Source organism: Fictibacillus barbaricus (assembly GCF_031457135.1).
Taxonomy (GTDB): domain Bacteria; phylum Bacillota; class Bacilli; order Bacillales; family Fictibacillaceae; genus Fictibacillus; species Fictibacillus barbaricus_A.
Genome location: NZ_JAVDWA010000005.1, coordinates 182,843 through 202,320, shown reverse-complemented (window position 1 = coordinate 202,320; position 19,478 = coordinate 182,843). Strand labels below are relative to the sequence as shown.

The 19,478-nt window shown below is 41.8% G+C and carries 15 protein-coding genes; 10 read left to right on the top strand and 5 right to left on the bottom strand.

Annotation, left to right across the window (positions count from 1 at the left end; genetic code table 11):
- Positions 1-369: 369 nt before the first annotated feature.
- Entirely contained in the window at positions 370-1,719 is a 1,350-nt protein-coding gene (locus tag J2X07_RS14905; RefSeq protein ID WP_310260353.1) for an FAD-binding oxidoreductase, read from the top strand.
- A 183-nt stretch (positions 1,720-1,902) separates the two neighbouring features.
- On the opposite strand, the gene J2X07_RS14900 is transcribed toward J2X07_RS14905, so the two are convergent.
- A complete protein-coding gene (locus J2X07_RS14900; RefSeq protein WP_310260350.1) occupies positions 1,903-3,093 on the bottom strand; it encodes an MFS transporter in 1,191 nt (396 codons plus the stop codon).
- A gap of 193 nt (positions 3,094-3,286) precedes the next feature.
- Between J2X07_RS14900 and J2X07_RS14895 the strand changes: the two genes are divergently transcribed.
- The 8 genes from J2X07_RS14895 to J2X07_RS14860 all read left to right on the top strand — a co-directional run bounded on the left by J2X07_RS14895 (position 3,287) and on the right by J2X07_RS14860 (position 14,553).
- Entirely contained in the window at positions 3,287-4,171 is an 885-nt protein-coding gene (locus J2X07_RS14895; protein ID WP_310260347.1) for a radical SAM/SPASM domain-containing protein, read from the top strand.
- 270 nt (positions 4,172-4,441) lie between these two features.
- Positions 4,442-5,209: a 3-hydroxyacyl-CoA dehydrogenase gene (locus J2X07_RS14890; protein WP_310260345.1), complete on the top strand. Its 768-nt coding sequence runs from the start codon at positions 4,442-4,444 to the stop codon at positions 5,207-5,209.
- 218 nt (positions 5,210-5,427) lie between these two features.
- Complete coding sequence (locus J2X07_RS14885) at positions 5,428-7,488, top strand: sigma 54-interacting transcriptional regulator (protein WP_310260342.1); 2,061 nt, start codon at positions 5,428-5,430, stop codon at positions 7,486-7,488.
- A gap of 409 nt (positions 7,489-7,897) precedes the next feature.
- Positions 7,898-9,427 (top strand): long-chain-fatty-acid--CoA ligase, encoded by a 1,530-nt coding sequence (locus J2X07_RS14880; protein WP_310260340.1) that lies wholly within the window; start codon positions 7,898-7,900, stop codon positions 9,425-9,427.
- Between the two features lie 38 nt (positions 9,428-9,465).
- On the top strand, positions 9,466-10,611 hold the full coding sequence (locus J2X07_RS14875) for an acyl-CoA dehydrogenase family protein (protein ID WP_310260337.1): 1,146 nt from the start codon (positions 9,466-9,468) through the stop codon (positions 10,609-10,611).
- A gap of 25 nt (positions 10,612-10,636) precedes the next feature.
- Positions 10,637-11,776: a thiolase family protein gene (locus tag J2X07_RS14870; protein WP_310260334.1), complete on the top strand. Its 1,140-nt coding sequence runs from the start codon at positions 10,637-10,639 to the stop codon at positions 11,774-11,776.
- Between the two features lie 36 nt (positions 11,777-11,812).
- Positions 11,813-13,384: a fatty acid--CoA ligase gene (locus tag J2X07_RS14865; protein WP_310260331.1), complete on the top strand. Its 1,572-nt coding sequence runs from the start codon at positions 11,813-11,815 to the stop codon at positions 13,382-13,384.
- A 5-nt stretch (positions 13,385-13,389) separates the two neighbouring features.
- Positions 13,390-14,553, top strand: a complete 1,164-nt coding sequence (locus J2X07_RS14860) for a CaiB/BaiF CoA transferase family protein (RefSeq protein WP_310260328.1) — start codon at positions 13,390-13,392, stop codon at positions 14,551-14,553.
- A gap of 56 nt (positions 14,554-14,609) precedes the next feature.
- On the opposite strand, the gene J2X07_RS14855 is transcribed toward J2X07_RS14860, so the two are convergent.
- Positions 14,610-15,518 carry a Gfo/Idh/MocA family protein gene (locus J2X07_RS14855; RefSeq protein ID WP_310260325.1) on the bottom strand — a complete coding sequence of 303 codons (909 nt, stop codon included), beginning with the start codon at positions 15,516-15,518 and terminating at the stop codon, positions 14,610-14,612.
- 318 nt (positions 15,519-15,836) lie between these two features.
- On the opposite strand from J2X07_RS14855, the gene J2X07_RS14850 reads away from it, so the two are divergent.
- Positions 15,837-16,253 carry a hypothetical protein gene (locus J2X07_RS14850; RefSeq protein ID WP_310260322.1) on the top strand — a complete coding sequence of 139 codons (417 nt, stop codon included), beginning with the start codon at positions 15,837-15,839 and terminating at the stop codon, positions 16,251-16,253.
- Between the two features lie 243 nt (positions 16,254-16,496).
- Here the strand turns inward: J2X07_RS14850 and J2X07_RS14845 are convergent, their stop codons facing one another.
- From J2X07_RS14845 to J2X07_RS14835, 3 genes are all read right to left on the bottom strand, one after another.
- Positions 16,497-17,597, bottom strand: coding sequence for a hypothetical protein (locus tag J2X07_RS14845; RefSeq protein ID WP_310260319.1), 1,101 nt, complete (start codon positions 17,595-17,597; stop codon positions 16,497-16,499).
- Positions 17,598-18,071: 474 nt separating this feature from the next.
- Positions 18,072-18,485: a carboxymuconolactone decarboxylase family protein gene (locus J2X07_RS14840; protein WP_310260317.1), complete on the bottom strand. Its 414-nt coding sequence runs from the start codon at positions 18,483-18,485 to the stop codon at positions 18,072-18,074.
- A gap of 110 nt (positions 18,486-18,595) precedes the next feature.
- The gene (locus tag J2X07_RS14835) at positions 18,596-19,477 is read right to left on the bottom strand and encodes a LysR family transcriptional regulator (RefSeq protein ID WP_310260314.1); all 882 of its coding nucleotides are present in this window, start codon (positions 19,475-19,477) and stop codon (positions 18,596-18,598) included.
- Position 19,478: the final 1 nt, after the last annotated feature.

Here is a 19,478-nt window from a genome sequence, read left to right as displayed (position 1 = left end):
TAATAAGCCAAATTCTTTATTTGCTTTGTATCATTCCCTGGCTTGCCGTTTGGGGATTATCGTTTATGAGTTTTGACAACGGTATAGCCCTTTGGAACAGTGCATTTGTTATCCTTATAAGTTTATATCCAATAGCGGTAATTCTTTGTTCAATCTTCGCATGGCGTATAGTTAAGCATAACAGCCGAACTGCGCTCATTGTCGGCTTAGTTCCTATGTTGTGGATCGTCAGTCTTGGGCTATTGATCATTTTATAATTTTTCAAATTCTATATAACTAGCAATCCCTAATACCCGCACCATTCCCCACACTGAAAATACAATAGTATAAAAACTACTGTTTAGTATTTATAAGGTGGCCGAGGTTAAGATGGATTCATTGTATTTTAATGGACTGACGGGTGAAGTGGTGACACCGATAGATCCTGTTTATGAAGAAGCTCGCCAGGAATGGAATCGTGCCATTAATAAGTTTCCGCTCGTGATCGTGTATTGTGAAAGAAAGCAGGATGTGGTGAACGCGATTCGCTGGGCACGTAAGCGTTGTGTCAGCATCCGCATCAGATCTGGCGGACATCATTATGAAGGATATTCTACTGGTGATTGTGTATTGGTCATTGATGTGAGTCGATTGAATGCGTTGAAATTGGACAAGAAACGGAACATCCTAACGATCGGAGCGGGAGCAAAGAATACGGAAGTGTATGATTTTGTCGGTTCACATGGGTTTGTTTTTCCAGGGGGAACGTGCCCGACCGTTGGTGTAACAGGTTTTACACTCGGTGGAGGCTGGGGATTCTCCAGCCGTCTTTACGGATTGGGGTGTGACAGCTTGCTTGAGTTGGAACTGGTAGATTACGAGGGAAGGCTCATTATGGCAAACAAATACTGTAACTCTGATCTTTTCTGGGCGTGCCGCGGTGCTGGCGGTGGTAACTTTGGCGTTGTAGTGAGCATGACTTTTCAATTGCCTAAACCAACAAACCGTTCTGTCACCATTGTCAGGTTCTATTATGTCGGTACAACGAAGGCAAAGCAGGCACATGTGATGAATATATGGCAACATTGGCAGCCCAATTTGGATAAACGTATGACTTTGGTTGCGAGCTTTTACAATGCGGAAGGTGAGGGTCTAGGTATTTACGCGACTGGATTCTTTTATGGCTCACAAGATGAAGCGCGGAAGATCCTACAGCCTTTTGCACAGGTGGAAGGGTTCCGTGTGACGTTAGAAGAATCGTCCTTTCTTGAAGCGGTGAAGAAAGTGGAAGCGTCGTATCCTCCATCTGAAAAATTCAAGTCAACAGGCAGGTTTGTCTATAGGAGCTATTCACTTAGTGAGCTTGAAAATATGGCAGAAGTGGTGGAGCAGCCAGCAGATGGTTCCGTTTATTCGGCTGTTTCTTTCTATGCACTTGGAGGGGTTATCAGCAATGTCGGTCCAGAGGAAACGGCTTTCTACTACAGGGACGCCAGATATATTATGGGTGTTCAGTCTGTATGGACAGAAGATGCATTTGTGGAGGAAAACAGGGAGTGGGTTCGCGAGCGCTTTGAATACATCAAGAGCATTACAGAAGGCTCGTATGTGAATTTTCCAATCAGCCATCTGAAAAACTATGAGCACGAGTATTTTGGAGGCAATGCACGGAGATTGAACCGAGTGAACGAGAAGTACGATCCGTTTCATGTGTTTCGTTTTCCGCAAAGTCTGAGATGAAAGGGATGTTGTTTATCGTTCTGGCATTGATAAACACCATCTAATCCTTGCTTTGCGTTTAGTAAAAAGCCCGATACAAATGGTATGTAATATTTGCGCCAGTTACCGTACGTGCGTCTAAATACAATGCATGTAATTTGCATAAGAAAAGAACTCCTATGAATGAAGGAGTTCTTTTTGTATTTATGCTGTTTTCATATGTTTTTTATCTAAATGGTGACTCATTGCTGTTAAGAGACATGCTCCAATCGCAACCAATCCGCCGACCCACGTTACATTCATTAAGTTTCCTTGGTGGTAAACGAGTCCGCCTAAAGCTGAACCGAAGGCGATACCGACATTGCTTGCCACTGGCATGAGTGAAGCGGCGAGTCCTTTCGCTTCTGGCTGATAAATGCCTGCAAGGTCAATCAGGTAAAGCTGGGTTGACGTTGTCAGCATGATGGCCATCAATGACATCAATCCCATATTAACGAGTCCCAAAATAAAATCATTTGTTGTCCAATATAAGCCGGTCAAAACAAAGGCTTGTACGAGAAAAACAAATCGAAGTCTGCCGATCGGGTTGTGACTGGCAATTTTTCCGGCAAGAATGTTGCTGAAAATAGAGATAAACCCATAGCCAAAAAGGATTAAGCTAATCCAGCGGCTTGGTGCATCCATACTTTTTAAAATCGGAACAAGATACGTGAAAACAGCGTATGTCGCTCCAAATCCGAGAGACGGGATGAAGAAAGCCATTAAAATCCGCGGGTGCGTCAGCAAAGAAAATTGGTCACGCATTGAACTTCGACTTTGATTCTTCATCTCAGGCAATTGAAAGAATGATGCCAAAAACGCGATGACACCAAATACGGTAGTTAACACGAAGGTTGCGTTCCAGCTATGCTGTTCGGCGATAAATGTTCCGATCGGCACGCCAATCACGTTTGCCATCGTAAACCCGCCGAATACAAATGAAATGGCAAGTCCGCGTTTTGCTGCAGGCATCGTCTCACTGCCAACGATCATCGCCAGTGAAATGAGCACTCCTGTAACAATCGCTGTTATCATTCGCAGCACAAGAAGTATGATATAGCTAGATGAAATAATGCACAGCGCATTTAAAATGATGAACAATCCAATTAAAAACAACATCCATTTTCGTTTTGAAAAATGGCTCGTTGCTGACATCACAATGGGTGTAGCAATGGCAAATGTAATCGCAAAGGCAGAAACGAGCGTACCTGCTTTTGCATTTGTGATATGAAGACTCGAGGAAATGTCCGTTAAGATTCCAACGATTACAAACTCGCTTGTCCCGAGTACAAATGTTAATAAAGTAAGGGTTAAAATAAGCAGCCAATGGCGCTTCGTTAATTCAGTGTCGTGCATAAGTACCTCTTTTCTAGATGCAGGAAAATATAAAGACAATTTCATTATCATACCATAAATCATTTTTAATAGGAAAATCCTTGTTTTCCCAACGTTCCACTGCTTAAATTCCTCATAACACGTTTCTATTTTTTATTAATTATGCTTCAATAGGAAAAGAACACGAAGTAGTTTTCGAAATGAGGAGTTCAGTTTGAAAAAATTTAAGAAGTTTTATATAGAGATCACGAGCATCTGTAATCTTGCCTGTCATTTTTGTCCGCCAACCGAGCGGGTGAAACAGTTCATTTCTGTAGAGGATTTTTCTAAGCGTTTAGACCAGATCAAGCCTTTTACAGATTTCATCTATTTGCATGTAAAAGGAGAGCCGCTGCTTCACCCTAAAATCGATCAGTTATTAGATTTAGCCCATGAAAAAGGGTTCAAAGTAAATATCACAACGAATGGAACCCTTATTAAAAAAAATTGGCACAAGCTATTAAATAAGCCTGCACTCAGACAAATGAATTTTTCCCTTCATAGTTTTGATGGCCATGTGGGTCCGAGTATGACAGATAAAGAAGAATACGTGAGAACGATCCTGTCTTTTATTCAAGAAGCAACGAGTGCGTCTCAATTGATTGTTTCTTTAAGATTATGGAACCTTACGCAAGACAATGCAACGAACCTGGAGAAACAGCGCAACCGTCAACTGCTTGAAATTATTGAGAATGAATTTAATATGGATTATAAAATAGAGGAAAAGCTCACGCCGGGAAGCGGGATTAAACTGGCTGACCGTATCTTCATTAATCAAGATTATGAATTTAAGTGGCCGGCGCTGCATGAGGAAGAGGATGATGGAAAAGGCTTCTGTTACGGCCTTCGAAATCAAGCTGGTATTTTGGCTAATGGTACCGTTATCCCTTGCTGTTTAGATGGGGAAGGGATTATCAACTTAGGGAACATCAATGAGAATCATTTTTCCGATATTATTGAAGGCGATCGCGCGAAAAATCTCGTGGATGGGTTTTCCCGAAGAGAAGCAGTTGAGGAACTGTGCAGGAAGTGCGGCTATCGAAAGCGATTTGGGAAATAGACGGTTGGTACCGGCAGTGAAAAACATGTTCATTTTTTGGTCAGCATTTGAATAAAATGTACACACGCTAGACATTCAGACAGGGAACACCCCTGTCTTTTTCACACTTTAAGAAAGTATAACTTGTTAGCAAGAGGATAACCAACGTAGTAACAAGTTTATGTGTAAAGTATAAGCGCAACTAAGGCTGACGAAAAAGACTTCACGTCGTCAGCCAAGTTTTCTTTATTGGCATAAAACTTGCATCTCTCTTTGGCGGGAGGGATTAAGATGAATATTCAAGCGTGTAAGGCGATGGTTACTGGAGGAGCTTCTGGATTAGGTGAGGCAACGGTCAGGAGAATTGTTGAAAATGGCGGGCAGGCTGTAATTCTAGACTTAGCAGAGGATCGTGCACATAAACTCATTAATGAGCTGGGTTCATTCGTTTCCTTTGTTAAAACCGATGTAACGAGTGAAGAGGATGTAGTGGCCGCTGTTTCTGCGGCTGTAAAAAAGATGGGTTCAGTGAATGTCGTGGCAAACTGTGCGGGAATCGGCATTGCTGAAAAAGTACTTGGAAGGAAAGGAACGCATAGCCTGGACCTTTTTTCTAAAGTCATTTCCGTAAATTTGATCGGGACCTTTAATGTATGCCGTCTGGCAGCAGAAAGTATGATGCAAAACGAGGAAAATGAAAATGGCGAAAGAGGAGTTATCATTAATACGGCATCTGTCGCGGCATTCGAGGGGCAGATCGGCCAAGCTGCGTACAGTGCTTCAAAAGGCGGAGTAGTAGGGTTGACACTGCCTTTGGCTCGAGAATTTGCCAGGTTCGGTGTTCGGGTGATGACCATTGCACCGGGGCTGTTCCATACCCCGATGTTTGAAATGCTGCCTGAAGAAGCAAGGGTCTCCCTTGGAAAAATGGTTCCTTTTCCATCAAGGCTTGGATTTCCTGAAGAATATGCGCAGCTCGTACAAAGTATCGTGGAGAACCCGATGCTGAACGGTGAGACAATCAGGCTTGATGGAGCCATAAGAATGCAGCCAAGATAATAATGATGTAAGGCATGATCCTAAATTGAGGAGTCATGCCTTTTTTTATGTGAAGAAGAGGAATGGGTTTGTCGTTTTTTTAACTCGGGAGTATCTATCTAGCCTAAATGCCATGGATTGTTGTTCATTTAACAAATATTCCACTCCTTTTAGTTAGAATATTCTAAAAATAACGAGAAGTTTGGTAAAATAGAAGCAGTGATATGGAGGTGGGTGACGTGGAACTTAGAGACATCATGACGGAAATTGACTTTGTGGTCACAGAAGAACTGAGTTTATTGGAAGCGATCGAGCTGATGTACCAAAAAAAGTGGAACCTTCTGCCTGTGATGAATGAAAAAAGAGAGCCAGTCGGTGTTTTTACAAGAAGCTGTCTGTATCGGATGTTAAAGGAAGGATGTCCATTATCTGGCCCTATTAAATCATATATAAAGCGTCATGTTGAAACGATTGATATTCATACACCTGCCGATGAGATCGAGGCGAGAGTAAAACACAGCAATGTAGGGACAGGCGTAGTCATACATAAAGACGGCACAGTGGCTGGGATTTTGACGAAAACTGATATGGTCATGTCGCTTCTCGGTTCTTTAAGCTCACTGAAAAATCAGCTGGAGACGATATTGGCGCATTCGAATTTAGGAGTCATGCTTACGGATGAAGAAAGAAATATTTTCTTCATGAACCCTAAGCTGTCTGACATGACGGGAATGGCTGAAGAAGACTTTATAGGTCAAGAAGCAGATGCTGTTTTCCCTGCCTTGCAAGCCCTTTTCTCAGGTAAGGATTCCATTGTTCCATGTGAAACAAAATCAATGAAAACCGTAGCAACGGTTTCATCCTTTCAAAGCAGCGAACTGAAAAAGGGGTGCATCATTCTTTTTAGGGATACGTCTGAAATAGAAATGATGGCTGCCGAGCTGCAAACGGTGAAAGCACTGAAGAAAACGCTTGAGACGACGCTGGAATATGCGTATGACGGTATTATTATGACGGATGAACACCAACGGATTCAAATGGTCAGCCCTCCGTTTTTGGATTTGTTCAACTTCCAGGAATCTGAACTGTTACATCGGTCTGTTCGCACTGTTTTACCTGAGCTTCATCTTTGTAAGGTTTATAAAACGCAATCTGCTGAGGTCAGCGATATGATGGAGATTAACGGTATTAAATATATTGTCCACCGCATTCCGATTATGGAAGGCGGTCAGGTTATTGGAGCCATCGGAAAAGTGATGTTCAGACAGCTGAACGAAGTGAATGAATTGTTTAAAAGACTGCAGCGTGCCGAAAATAAGGCGAGCTACTATCATCAGCAGTACAATCAGGCTGAGTCTGCTAGGTTTATTTGGGACGATATTTGGAGCATTCATCCGTATATGGAGAGGCTTAAACTGAGTGCGGCTAAGGCGGCAAAAGGACGTTCAACGGTGCTGATCAGAGGAGAAAGCGGTACCGGCAAGGAGCTTTTTGCTCATGCGATACACAATAGCAGTGCCAGATCGAAAGGTAAATTTGTGATCGTCAATTGCGCAGCTATACCAGAGGACCTTTTGGAATCGGAGTTTTTTGGCTATGAGGAAGGTGCGTTTACCGGAGCAAGGCAAAAGGGGAAAATCGGAAAATTTGACCTCGCAAATGGAGGCACACTATTTTTAGATGAAATCGGCGATATGTCTGTATCGCTTCAGGCAAAGCTTCTAAGAGTTCTGCAGGAGCGGGAATTTTACCGGGTTGGCGGGACAAAGAAGATTCATGTTGATGTAAGGATTATCGCTGCGACAAACCGCCCTTTAGAGGAAATGGTGAATGATGGTTCATTCAGAGAGGATTTGTATTACCGATTGAACGTGATCTCGCTGCAAGTTCCCCCTCTTAGAGAAAGAAGGGAGGATATTCCTTTCCTAATCCAGAAGCTGATGGAGGAACTGAACAAGATGCTTGGTACGACCATAACCGGTTTGGATATTGCCTCGAAAGAAGCTCTTTTGCGGTTCAATTGGCCTGGAAATGTCCGTGAGCTAAAAAATATACTTGAACGGGCGATGACATTTGCCGAGCATGGGAAAATTCAGCTGGAGGATCTTCCGGATTACATGCTGAAGACGCTGCCTGAGAAAAAGACGGACTTGTCCATTTCACTCGTGGAAAATGCGGAACTGGAAACAATTAAAAAAGCACTTTTAGATATGAAGGGAAACAAAGCGAAGGCGGCACGATTGTTAGGAATCAGCCGTTCGGGGTTATATGAGAAAATTAAAAAATACCAGCTTCATTAAATGTGTTTAAAAGTGTCCAAATTCGGGACACTTTTTTGTTTGGCTGTCGGGCAAAAAAACAAATCCATCATAAGATTTCTCTAATAGATGGTTGCTAAATACTTCATTGAAAGTTGATTGGAATGGAAGGTACGAGACTCCTCGAAAATGAAATTCACATTTTCTTCGTGCGATGATAAGCTATCGAAGCCTTCCTTGTCCTGCGGGACAGGCGGGCAGGTGAGACATTTAAGAGTGAAACGTCCGAATGTGGCTCACCGCCCTGCCCCGCGGAAAGCGAGCAACCTGAAACGGAAATCAACCACGTTCAAAAAAAATTTCTATGCAGACCACTCATCATTTATTTGGCAGGTTGGCATAAAAATTGCATTAAATATAGATGAACGAATTTTGGTGAGGGGGAAGACAAATGCATATTGGTGGGTTCCTGGCGCAAAACGCACGTAATTTTCCTGAGAGATTTGCAATGGAATGTGAAGGGCGAACATATAATTATGAAGAATTCAACCGGTCCGTCAACCGGCTTGCTCATGGATTGGTCAGTCTTGGCATCCAAAAAGGAGAAAAGATAGCGATTTTTATGAAGAATTCCGATTACTTCATGATTTCCTTTTTTGCTGCAGCAAAGATCGGAGCAGTTGTAGTTCCCGTAAATTTCAGGCTTACTGCAGATGAAGTTCACTATATTTTCAGACAGTCTAATACGGTCCTTGTCATAAGCGACAGCGAATTTGAAGAGACTGTCACGAAAGCAAAGGATCGAACGAACGTCCAAAACATCATAATCACCAAAAGCGCTGTATTAGAAGATAACCTTTCCTATGAATCCGTCCTTTCCTCGATTGAAGATGAACCAGATATTGAAATCTCCGGAGAGGATGACCTGGAGATCCTGTATACATCTGGAACGACGGGAAGGCCGAAAGGGGCGTTATTTGACCATGACCGTGTTTTCAAAGTCAGCCTGACGATGCTTGTGAATATGGAGCTGAAAAAGGATGAGCGGTTTCTTCACCTTGCTCCTTTATTTCACTCGGCACAGCTGAACTTGTTCATGATTGCAGGCGTTATCCTTGGGGGCAGCCATTACATCCATCGAGATTTTCATCCGGTAAAAGCGCTCGAAGCCATACAGGAACACAAAATCACTCACTTGTTCGCGGTTCCTGCGATGTACAATTTCATGCTGCAGGTTCCGAATGTCACAGATTTTGATTTGTCGTCGATCAGGCGATGTGGTTATGGAGCAGCACCGATGCCGCCGGAGCTTGTCCGTAAGAGCATGGCAGCCTTCAAAACCGATCAGTTTTTCAATCTGTGCGGTTTGACTGAAGCAGGTCCTGGCGGGATATATCTCGATCCTGAGGGGCACAAGCATCACCTTGGCAAAAGCGGGAAAGCAGGGTTTCTCACCGAGGCGAGAGTCGTTTATGAAAATGGTGAAAACATCAGCCCGGGTGCAGTTGGAGAGTTTATCCTCCGGGGTGAAACGATTATGAAGGAATATTATAAAAAGCCTGAAGAGACGAAGGCTGCTTTAAAATCTGGCTGGCTATATACAGGTGATTTGGCAACGGTTGACGAGGAAGGGTATATCACGCTTGTGGACCGAAAAAAAGACATGATCATCTCTGGAGGCGAGAACGTCTATTCAGCAGAGGTGGAAGTCATTCTTTACGAGCATCCTGCTATTCTTGATGCGGCAATCATCGGTTTGCCGGATGAAGTATGGGGAGAGGCAGTTTCAGCCGTAATCGTTTTAAAGGAAGACGCTCAAATAGAGGAAGAGGAGCTGATCAGCTTCTGCCGCCAAAAGCTTGCAGGCTATAAAGTGCCGCGACGTATTTTCATTGAGAAGCAGCTTCCGAGAAATGCTTCGGGAAAAATTTTAAAATACCAGCTTCGTCAAAAAATGAATGAACTTGTGAATGGAAAATAAAGCACGCAAACAACAACGATGGAAAGAGGTGACGGAATATGAAGCGTTCTTTTTTGAATGAAGAGCATGAGATGTTCCGGAAAGCATTAAGAAAATTTTTAGAAAAAGAAGCCTATCCTTTTTACGAGCAATGGGAAAAAGACCGGATGATTCCGCGTTCTTTTTGGAAAAAGATGGGCAGCCAAGGCTTTCTTTGCCCGGATCTCGATGAAAAATACGGTGGAAGTGCAGTAGATTGGGGTTTTTCAGCAGTCATAAATGAAGAGCTTGAACGCGTTGGCTCTGGCCTAGTTGGAGTCGGACTGCATAGCGATATTGTTGTACCGTATATCTCGGCTTATGGAACGGAGGAGCAAAAAGAGCGCTGGCTTCCTCGCTGTGTAACAGGAGAATTAATTACTGCAATCGCGATGACAGAACCAGGTACAGGCTCGGATCTTGCCAGCATTAAGACAACGGCAAAGCTTGAGGGTGATTATTATGTAGTAAATGGACAGAAAACATTTATAACAAACGGCATCCTTTCAGATCTTGTCATTGTTGCTTGCAAAACCGATCTAAATGCTCAGCCTAAGCATAAAGGTGTGAGTTTGCTAGTCGTCGAGCGGGATACTCCCGGTTTTTCAAGAGGAAGGAAGCTCGACAAGGTAGGACTTCATTGTCAGGATACAGCAGAGCTTATTTTTGAAGATTGCAAGGTTCATAAGAATAACCTGCTTGGGGAAGAAGGAAAGGGCTTTCTCTATCTGATGGAAAAACTGCAGCAGGAAAGGCTTGTTGTAGCGATTGCGGCACAAGCGGCAGCAGAGGAAATGTTTAGAATTACGCTCGATTATGTAAAGAGCAGGGAAGCGTTCGGCCGTCCGGTAAGCCAATTTCAGAACACACAGTTCAAGATGGCAGAGATGGCTACAGAAATCGAAATGGGCAGAGTATTTCTAGATTCACTTATCACTGACCATATAGCGGGTGAAAATATTGTAACAAAGGTTTCGATGGCGAAATGGAAGCTGACAGATATGGCGAAACGGATCGCAGGCGAGTGCATGCAGCTGCACGGGGGCTATGGCTATATGGAAGAATACGAGATTGCGAGAAGGTACAGGGACATTCCGGTAGCGAGCATATATGCCGGGACAAACGAAATCATGAAGGTTATTATTGCAAAAAATTTAGGGTTGTAGCAGACGGAACAGGAGGAACAGATAGATGAGGGAAGCAGTAATCGTTGATGGGATCAGAACAGCTACAGGCAGAAAAAACGGTGCGTTAAAGGATACTAGGCCAGATGATTTGGCGGCAATCGTGCTAAAAAAACTGATTGAGCGGACAGGAATTGATCCTCAATTGGTCGAGGACGTCATTCTAGGCTGTGTTACGCAGTCGGGCGAACAGGCGGGGGATATTGCTAGAGTATCTGCGTTAATTGCCGGCCTGCCCATCGAGGTTCCCGGGACGACGATTGACCGTCAATGCGGATCGAGTCAGCAGGCGGTTCATTTCGCAGCACAAGCCATTTTGTCCGGCGATATGGACGTTGTGATAGCAGGCGGCGTTGAGAGTATGTCACGGGTACCAATGGGCTCCAATTACCAAGGAGCAGGCTTCAACCCTGCATTAAAAGAACGTTATGAAATCATTCACCAAGGGTTGTCAGCAGAGCGGATTGCGGAAAAATTCGGTTTTACGAGAGACGATCTGGACCGCTTTTCGCTTGAAAGTCATGAAAAAGCATTGCGTGCTCAAAAAGAAGGTTATTTTAAGCATGAAATTGTCCCTGTAGAGCTTACAGATGGAAGCGTGTTTGATACGGATTCGGGTCCTCGTGCGGAAACGTCGCTTGAGGCGCTCGGAAGTCTGAAACCTGCTTTTACAGAAGACGGTGTGATCCATGCTGGAAACGCAAGCCAGATCAGTGATGGGGCTTCAGCAATCCTTTTGATGAGCCGGGAAAAGGCGGAGGAACTCGGACTAAAGCCGCGTTTCAAAGTTCATACCCGGGTTGTCGTTGGGTCCGACCCTACGCTTATGCTTACAGGACCAATTCCGGCGACACAAAAAGCACTCGAAAAATCAGGTCTTTCTCTCGATGACATTGATATTTTTGAAGTGAATGAGGCGTTTGCATCCGTTGCACTTGCCTGGCTAAAGGAAACAGGAGCCGATCCGAAAAAATTAAATCCGAATGGCGGAGCGATAGCGCTCGGTCATCCGCTCGGAGGAAGCGGTGCCCGTTTAATGGTCACTCTCATGCATGAACTCGAACGAACAGGAGGCAGATACGGCTTGCAGACGATGTGCGAGGGTCATGGGATGGCGAATGCCACGATCATCGAGCGGCTCGATTAATCAATATAGGAATCTATCATTATAGGAGGGATTTTGATGGGGACAACGATTGGCAGGATTTTTGATTTGACCGTACAGAAATATCCTAACAAAGAGGCAATCTATGATGTCAGGAAGAACCTTCGTTTGTCATACAAAGAATGGAGCGTGCAGGTCAATAAGTTCGCCAACGCGCTCTTAGCCGAAGGAGTAACGAAAGGAGACCGTGTATCCACCTTTTTATTCAATACAGAAGAACTTGCAACGGCATTCTTTGCCTGTACGAAAATCGGAGCTGTTTTCAATCCTATTAATTTCCGGCTGATGTCAGAAGAGGTAGGATTTATCCTGCAGGATGCCGATCCAGAGGTTGTTCTCTATGAAAAAGCACTTGAGCCTGTGGTTGCGGCACTTAAGGATCGATTTTCCAGAACTTCATTTTGGTATATTGATGAGGATGCTCCTGACTATGCCTCGAGCTATCAGCAAAAGGTAGCGGGCGCCTCAGACGCATCACCTGAAGTATCTGTTGATGAAAATGACTTATATGCCATCATGTATACGAGCGGGACGACTGGTAGACCAAAAGGTGTGCTTCATTCTCACCGTGAGATCGTGGAACAAAGTTTAATCGTTATTGGTGCCACCAAGCTTGATTCCTATGATATCGGGCTTGTGACAGCACCGATGTTTCACTGTGCTGAGCTTCATTGTGCCTTTTTGCCAAGAATTCATGCTGGAGCAAGCAATGTTGTTCTCCACCAGTTTGAACCGAAAAAGGTACTCAGCTTGATTGAAAAAGAAAGAATTACGAAGCTTTTCGCTGCTCCGACAATGTGGAATATGCTTTTGCAGGAAGATTTGAAGCAATTCGATATTGGAAGTTTAAAACTTGGTTTGTATGGAGCGGCTCCAATGGCTCCTTCTCTTGTTCGTGCGTGCCACGATCAATTGGGTATTTCACTCGTTCAAGCTTACGGGATGACCGAGATGGGACCAGCCATCACTTTTCTGGGGGAAAAAGACCAGCTGACAAAAGCAGGATCTGCCGGACAGGCTTGCCTGAACCACGAAGTCCGTATTGTACGTCCAAATGAAAACGGCCCATCAGAACCTGACGATGTCATGCCTGCAGGAGAAACGGGTGAAATTATCGTTAAAGGACCTTGTATGATGTCCGGATACTTCCAAAGAAAAGAGATAACAGAAAAGACATTATACAAAGGTTGGTACCATTCAGGAGATATTGGCTATCTGGACGAAGATGGGTACCTATGGGTGAAGGACCGGGTGGATGATATGATCATTTCCGGCGGTGAAAATATATATCCCCGTGAGGTTGAGGATATTCTCCATGCGCATATCAGGGTGCTCGATGCAGCAGTGGTCGGGCAGCCGGATGACCGTTGGGGTGAAACGGTGACAGCTTTTGTTGTGAAAAAGGATGCTTCCATTACAGAAGAAGAGCTAGATGAGTGGTGCAAAAACAGTGATCAAATCGCTAATTATAAACGACCGCGCAAATACATTTTCTGTGAGGCACTTCCAAGGAATGCGAGCGGGAAGATCCAAAAATTCATACTCCGTAAACAGCTGGAGGATTTATCGATTCCAGGCACGGGGAAATGAAAAGAATGATAAAGCAAAAAACGGAACCGGTTCAAAACAAGCTATTGGAAGGAGTTTTGGTTTTAGATTTCAGTAACTACTTACCTGGTCCCTTTGCCACACTCAGACTTGCGGAGATGGGAGCAGAAGTCATCAAGGTAGAACCTCCAGCGGGTGATCCATCCCGTTCGGCAGGTCCGAAAAAAGAGGGGAAAGGAATCGTCTTTCAAGCCAATAATCGTGGTAAAAGGAGTCTTACATTAAACTTGAAGCAGGAGTCTGGGAGAGAGATTGCTCTTCGTCTAGCACAAAAAGCGGATGTTCTCATTGAAAGCTTCCGGCCAGGTGTAATGGGTAAGCTAGGGTTGGGTTATGAGGCAATAGCTGAGGTAAACCCAGAAATCATTTATTGTTCCATATCAGGCTACGGTCAGGACGGCAGGATGACGGATCTTGGAAGTCATGACATTAATTATATGGCGCTAAGCGGGGCGCTCGCTCAGCTCAAAGACAATACCGGTCGTCCAATTCATCCTTCTAATACGTTTGCTGACTTCATTGGCGGTATAGCCGCTAATGAACGTATTTTGTCAGGACTAGTATCACGAGCATTAAAAGGAAAGGGAAGCTATCATTCTATTTCAATAACAGAAGTCATGGCCACCTTTATGGTCAATCATGTTTTAGTTGAAAAAGAAACAGGACATAAAAATGGAATAGAAGTTTTAAATGGAAGCATTGTCTCATACGCAATCTATGGAACAAGCGACAAGCGTTATATCAGTTTAGGTGCATTGGAACCAAAGTTCTGGCGTAATTTTTGCCATAGTGCAGGCAGGCCGGACTGGATTTCATCTCAGTTTTCAAGTACAGCTGAAAAGAATCCTGTCTACAAAGAAATTACCTCACTCTTCCAAAGCAGAAGCCTGGAGGAGTGGAGTAAGTTTAGCATGGAAACAGACTGCTGCCTGGCTCCTGTTCTTGAAACCGGTGAACTAGCCCGGCATCCGTATTTTGTGGAAAAGGAAACGGTTTTTGCAAATGGCCAGATGCGGGTACACAGCGCATTAGGGCTAGAAACAGTGCCGCCTCCACCCGATAAGGGAGAGCATACCGAATCGGTTTTAAGAGAACTGCTAGAAGCTTCTGAAGACGAACTAAGAGCTTGGAAAGAGGCTGGTGTCATATAAATCACAAAAGTAAAAAGGAGCCAGAGTAAACTAAATATGCTGGCTTCTTTACTATTTTAAACAGATGCATCTATGGATCTAACAATTTTCTCGCAAATTTCATGAGTTATCAATGAGTCATGTATGGATGGATCAGGCATCGTGTTATTTTCAACACAATCCATAAAATGATCGATAATTTGATAAAAGCCTCTTTTGTATAGCGTATGCTCCCAATCTCCAAATTTAGAGATACTCGTTTCTTTATTATGATAGTGAGTTGTTTCAACAAGACTGTTCACAACAAACTTATTGTGACCTGTGTGGTATTCAATGATTTCTTCTGTGACGCCGCCATTTCTGTTCATGACACCTAGGGCAATACATCCGTCTCCGATTAATTGAATAACGAGGTTATCCAGCATTTCATCGTTTCTGGTGTACTCAACTTTTACATCCCTAACAGGGGTATCCATTAAAAACCTAAGGGTATCGACAACATGTATGAAATCCTCTACTACAAATCTTCTAATATAATCGGGTGAGGCAAATCTGTTTTTTTGCATGAGAATCATGCTGGCTTTCCCGTTCGCCTTCAGTTCCTTTACGCGAGGAATAAACCTCCTGTTGAAACCAACCATTGCGATTTTACCCGTCTCTTTTGAGAGCTGCTCAATTCTTTCAGTTTCATGGAAATCTAGGGAGATCGGTTTGTCTATGTATACATGAATATCGCTGTTAAGCAATTTCTCCGCTATTTCAAAATGGGCTTCTGTCGCAGTACTTATGAATGCGGCATCAATATTCTTGTAGATCAATTCGTCTACTGTCTGAACCTTTTCCTTAATTCTATACTTAGAGGATACTTGGTTTAGTGTTTCTTTATTTCGCGTACAAAGCACCAATTCAATGCCTTCTTTTTCTGAAAGAATTGGCAGATATGCTTTTTGTGCGATATCACCCAATCCGATAAGTGCAATTCTCAAAGTAAACACCTCCACTTTTTGATGGTAAATCATTTCGAAACATTGACAATATTTTGAAATAAGATAAAATAAATGAAGACATGTCTCTATCATAACCACGTTTTATAACCATAGAAACCCGCGGTAATTTCTTCTCTAAACCGATTCAGCTGAACACATCAAATCTCATTTATATTCTGTTTAACTTCAAATCCTTTTCACTAAAACGAGTGTTTTAAACCTCTTATTTTGTGCTGCCAATTTTTCCTCTTTGTTTTCATTCTAAAACCTAAAATCCAATTTTTAAAAATAATAAGGTGTTAAAAAGGAGATATGTGAATGGCTTCTACTTATTCTGCTGTAAAATGTGCCAATTGTGGACGTTCTGCTATTTCAGATTTTTACTACAAAACGGATGAAGAATATATTTGCTGCAGACGCTGCGGTTATCACTATTCTAAGACGTGTAAATATGATTCTGCTAATAAGAAAGACTATTTTGAAGAAGTAGAACATAAAGGATATGGTGTTATTTCTATGGTAAAAAAAGACGGTACGCGGAGAATGCTGCTGTTTAATAAGAAAATCAGTTCTGAGGATATTGAAAATAATAAAAAACTCCTTTTAGCGGAAAATGTTGATCAAGATAAAAGTTATTTTGTTTCTTTTGAAGAAGGTGTTTTTACGATTCTCTTTGGAAATCCTTCAGAAAACTATCATTTAACTTTTGAAGAGTATAAAGAAAATAACTTTTGAAGAGTATAAAGAAAAAATGCGCCAAAAATACGGGGAAGAAGAATATTTTGATGTAATGGTACCGATTGAAGAATAATTTAACTAAAATAAGCCAAAACAAACGACTCAAAAGTGAAATTATCGCTTTGAGTCTTTTTTTTGTTCGTTTGAAGTAACATTTTAAGTGAGTTTATATAGAAAAGCTGGAGCTAGGTAATCCTCAAATTAGTACCTTGCCTTAAAAAACAGTAACCTCCCCAACTATTATGGGAAGGTTACTTCATTTTCTTTATGCATTTCTTTTTGAGATGTCAGATACGTTTTAATGATGAAGTTCGAACAGAGAACGATTTCAATGATCAGAAGGGATAACACAATCCAAATCCCAATGTGAATAATCTCTTCTTTAATAAAAACGAGCAGTTCAAGATTTTGTTTAATTGTAAAAGTAAACGTATAAAACATGGCAAAAGTAAAAATTCTGCCCCATTGAGTCACATCATAAGTCCATATTCCTTTTTGAAATCCGTAATGTTTGATGCGTTTAATCATTCGAAAAATTTCTACGGACTCGATGAGTAAGAAAATCATTATGGCTGATACCCATATGAAAGTAATCATATCGGCATTCACAAGACTTGTTTTTATACATGCAATCCCTGAGATGGATAAGGCACCATGTAAAATACAGTTTGTGTTGTTCCAATCCTTTTCGATGGACCAAGAACTCATAACATATCTAAATAAAATAAAGAAAGCGCAAATTATATAAAAACAGAAGCCAACGATTAGAAATGTCATGTTCATTATTGATGGAAGTCCTTTAAAAACCGCGTTCGTTAAAAGCACAATCGATTGTGTGCTTACCGTAGTTAAAAGAAGAATCCCATGTACATTTTTAAATCGTTTTGTGCGGATAATTTCAATTAATGTTTTTAAACTAATGCCAATGTAAATGATCCACAACACAACATTCATCACAGTTAGAAGTCTTGGGATGAAAACCAATTGATTAAATTCTGCATGTAATAAGATGCCACATATTGAAGTGCCTGCAACCCATGTACCTATTGCAAAACGATTGATCTGATTGGAATAATGGATCTCTTTAAATTTTCCGCCAAAGCTGGCCATAAAAACAGATATAACAAAAGCAAGCCATAAAGACAGGTTAATAATACTAAGAAATTTGCCAAAAAAACCTTGAGAAAACGGGTTTCCAAAGTAGTTAAATAAAACACCTTGTACAATAATCCCTAAAGACATGACGGCAGCCATTGTTGATGTCTTAATATATATTTTATGAGAATGAATAAACCAAGTAAGACAAGCTAAAAGAACAACGAGTAAACATAAATAAACCATACATATCACCGTACACTTCGAAGATTTTTAAAAAATTATATCATATGTCCAAATAAGAAGGTTGGTAAGAGTTCATGGTTGGTTAAAGGAGACTAATTTTAGCTTATCGTGATGGATTTGGCTTTTACGGTATATGTTTTTTTATTTTATTACACGAGTGCTCATAGAATTGGTGCTTTTCGCTCATAGAAATCTGGTTTTTGCTCATAGAAATCGTTTTTTTCTCATAGACTTTCACTTTCTCCTCATAGAATTCCATTAATTGCTCATAAGGTGCGAAAATCCTGCAAAATTACTGCACAGACCACGAAAACTGAACAACCTGAAGCGGAAATCAGCCTCTCAATAGCAGCGAAGTTTACGAAAACAGCTATTTAATAATTTTTTTCATACTATAAGTGCAAGATTGAGGACGAAATGATGGATTCTCAAATCAAAAAGAAGCCATCTCATACAAAACGACTTCTTTCTTTTTTAATGATTTTTAACCTCTTCTTCTTCTTTTCTCATCGCAAACACTTTCTTTGCTACTGTTAAGGCATTCAATACACGCGGAAAGCCTGTGTAAGGAATTAAGTGAGTGATGCTTTCAACGATTTCTTCTTTTGTAAGACCTGCTGTAAGCCCAGTATTGATGTGCAGTTCCAGCTGCGGCTCTGTGCCTTGTGTGACTAGGGAAGAGATTGTAACTAACGCACGCTGTTTATTGGACAAGCCTTCTCGAGAATAAATTTCGCCGTATGCGAACTCAATAATATACTTTGCAACATCTGGCGCGATATCTTCAAGGTCCTCTGAAATCTTCAAATGTGTTGAGATGTCATTGTTATCCGTTAATGTGTATTCCATCAATTTATCTAATCCGTTTTTGTATCGATTCTTCTCCATTATAGTGCCTCCTATGAAATAATTTCGTCTTAGGAACCACTATAACGCAGGTTTTATTATGCGTAAAATACATATATTTTATTCAAACTATGCATTTTAGTTATATTTAATCACTCTGAAAATTGCGGGAGCATTCTTATAAATTCTCGAGTAGCATAGGTTACGTATTTGACCTTCTTTTTAATGATTCCAAGTTTGTATGGAAGGGTTGGATTTTCAATCGGTATGGCTTTAATGATGGTTTTATCTACTCTTTTTGCAATGGATTCAGGAAAAATGGAGACGCCTAGATTCTCTGCAATCATTTCACTAATAAAATCCCATTGTGAGCTTTCATAAGCAATCTGAGGATTGAATCCTGCATTCGCACACTCTTGTATGATTCGATCATGCAGTGCGTATCCTTCGCTAAAAAGAATAAAGGACTCTTCTTGTAAATCCTTCATTTCCACTTTTTCGTTTTCCGCTAAAGGGTGAGCAGCATGGACAAAGAGCATGAGCTGTTCTGAAATAAAAGAAACAATATCATATTCTCCTTCATCCATCGGCAGAACAACCACTCCAAGATCCAGCAATCCGTCACTTACTTCTTGTTCCACTTTATTTGCCCCGTGTTCTATGAGATGCAGCTGGATATTAGGGTACAGCTTCTTAAATTCTTTAATAATCCTGGGGAAAAATAAGAAACCGATCAATGGCGGTATACCAATCTTGATTTTCCCTTTTTTAAGATTCATGAGGTCATACAAATTGGCAGACAAGTTATCCAATGACTCTAGGATCATTTTTCCTTGTTCGTATACGATCTCGCCTGCTTCAGTCAATTCGATCTGCCTTGCAGAACGGTCGATGAGTTCTATATCTAATTCATCTTCTAAGCCTTTCACCATCTTGCTTAGAGTCGGTTGAGATAAATGAAGCATGTTCGACGCTTTCGTAAAACTTTTGTGTTTCGCAACCTCGTTAAAATAGGTTAGTTGACGTATATCCATT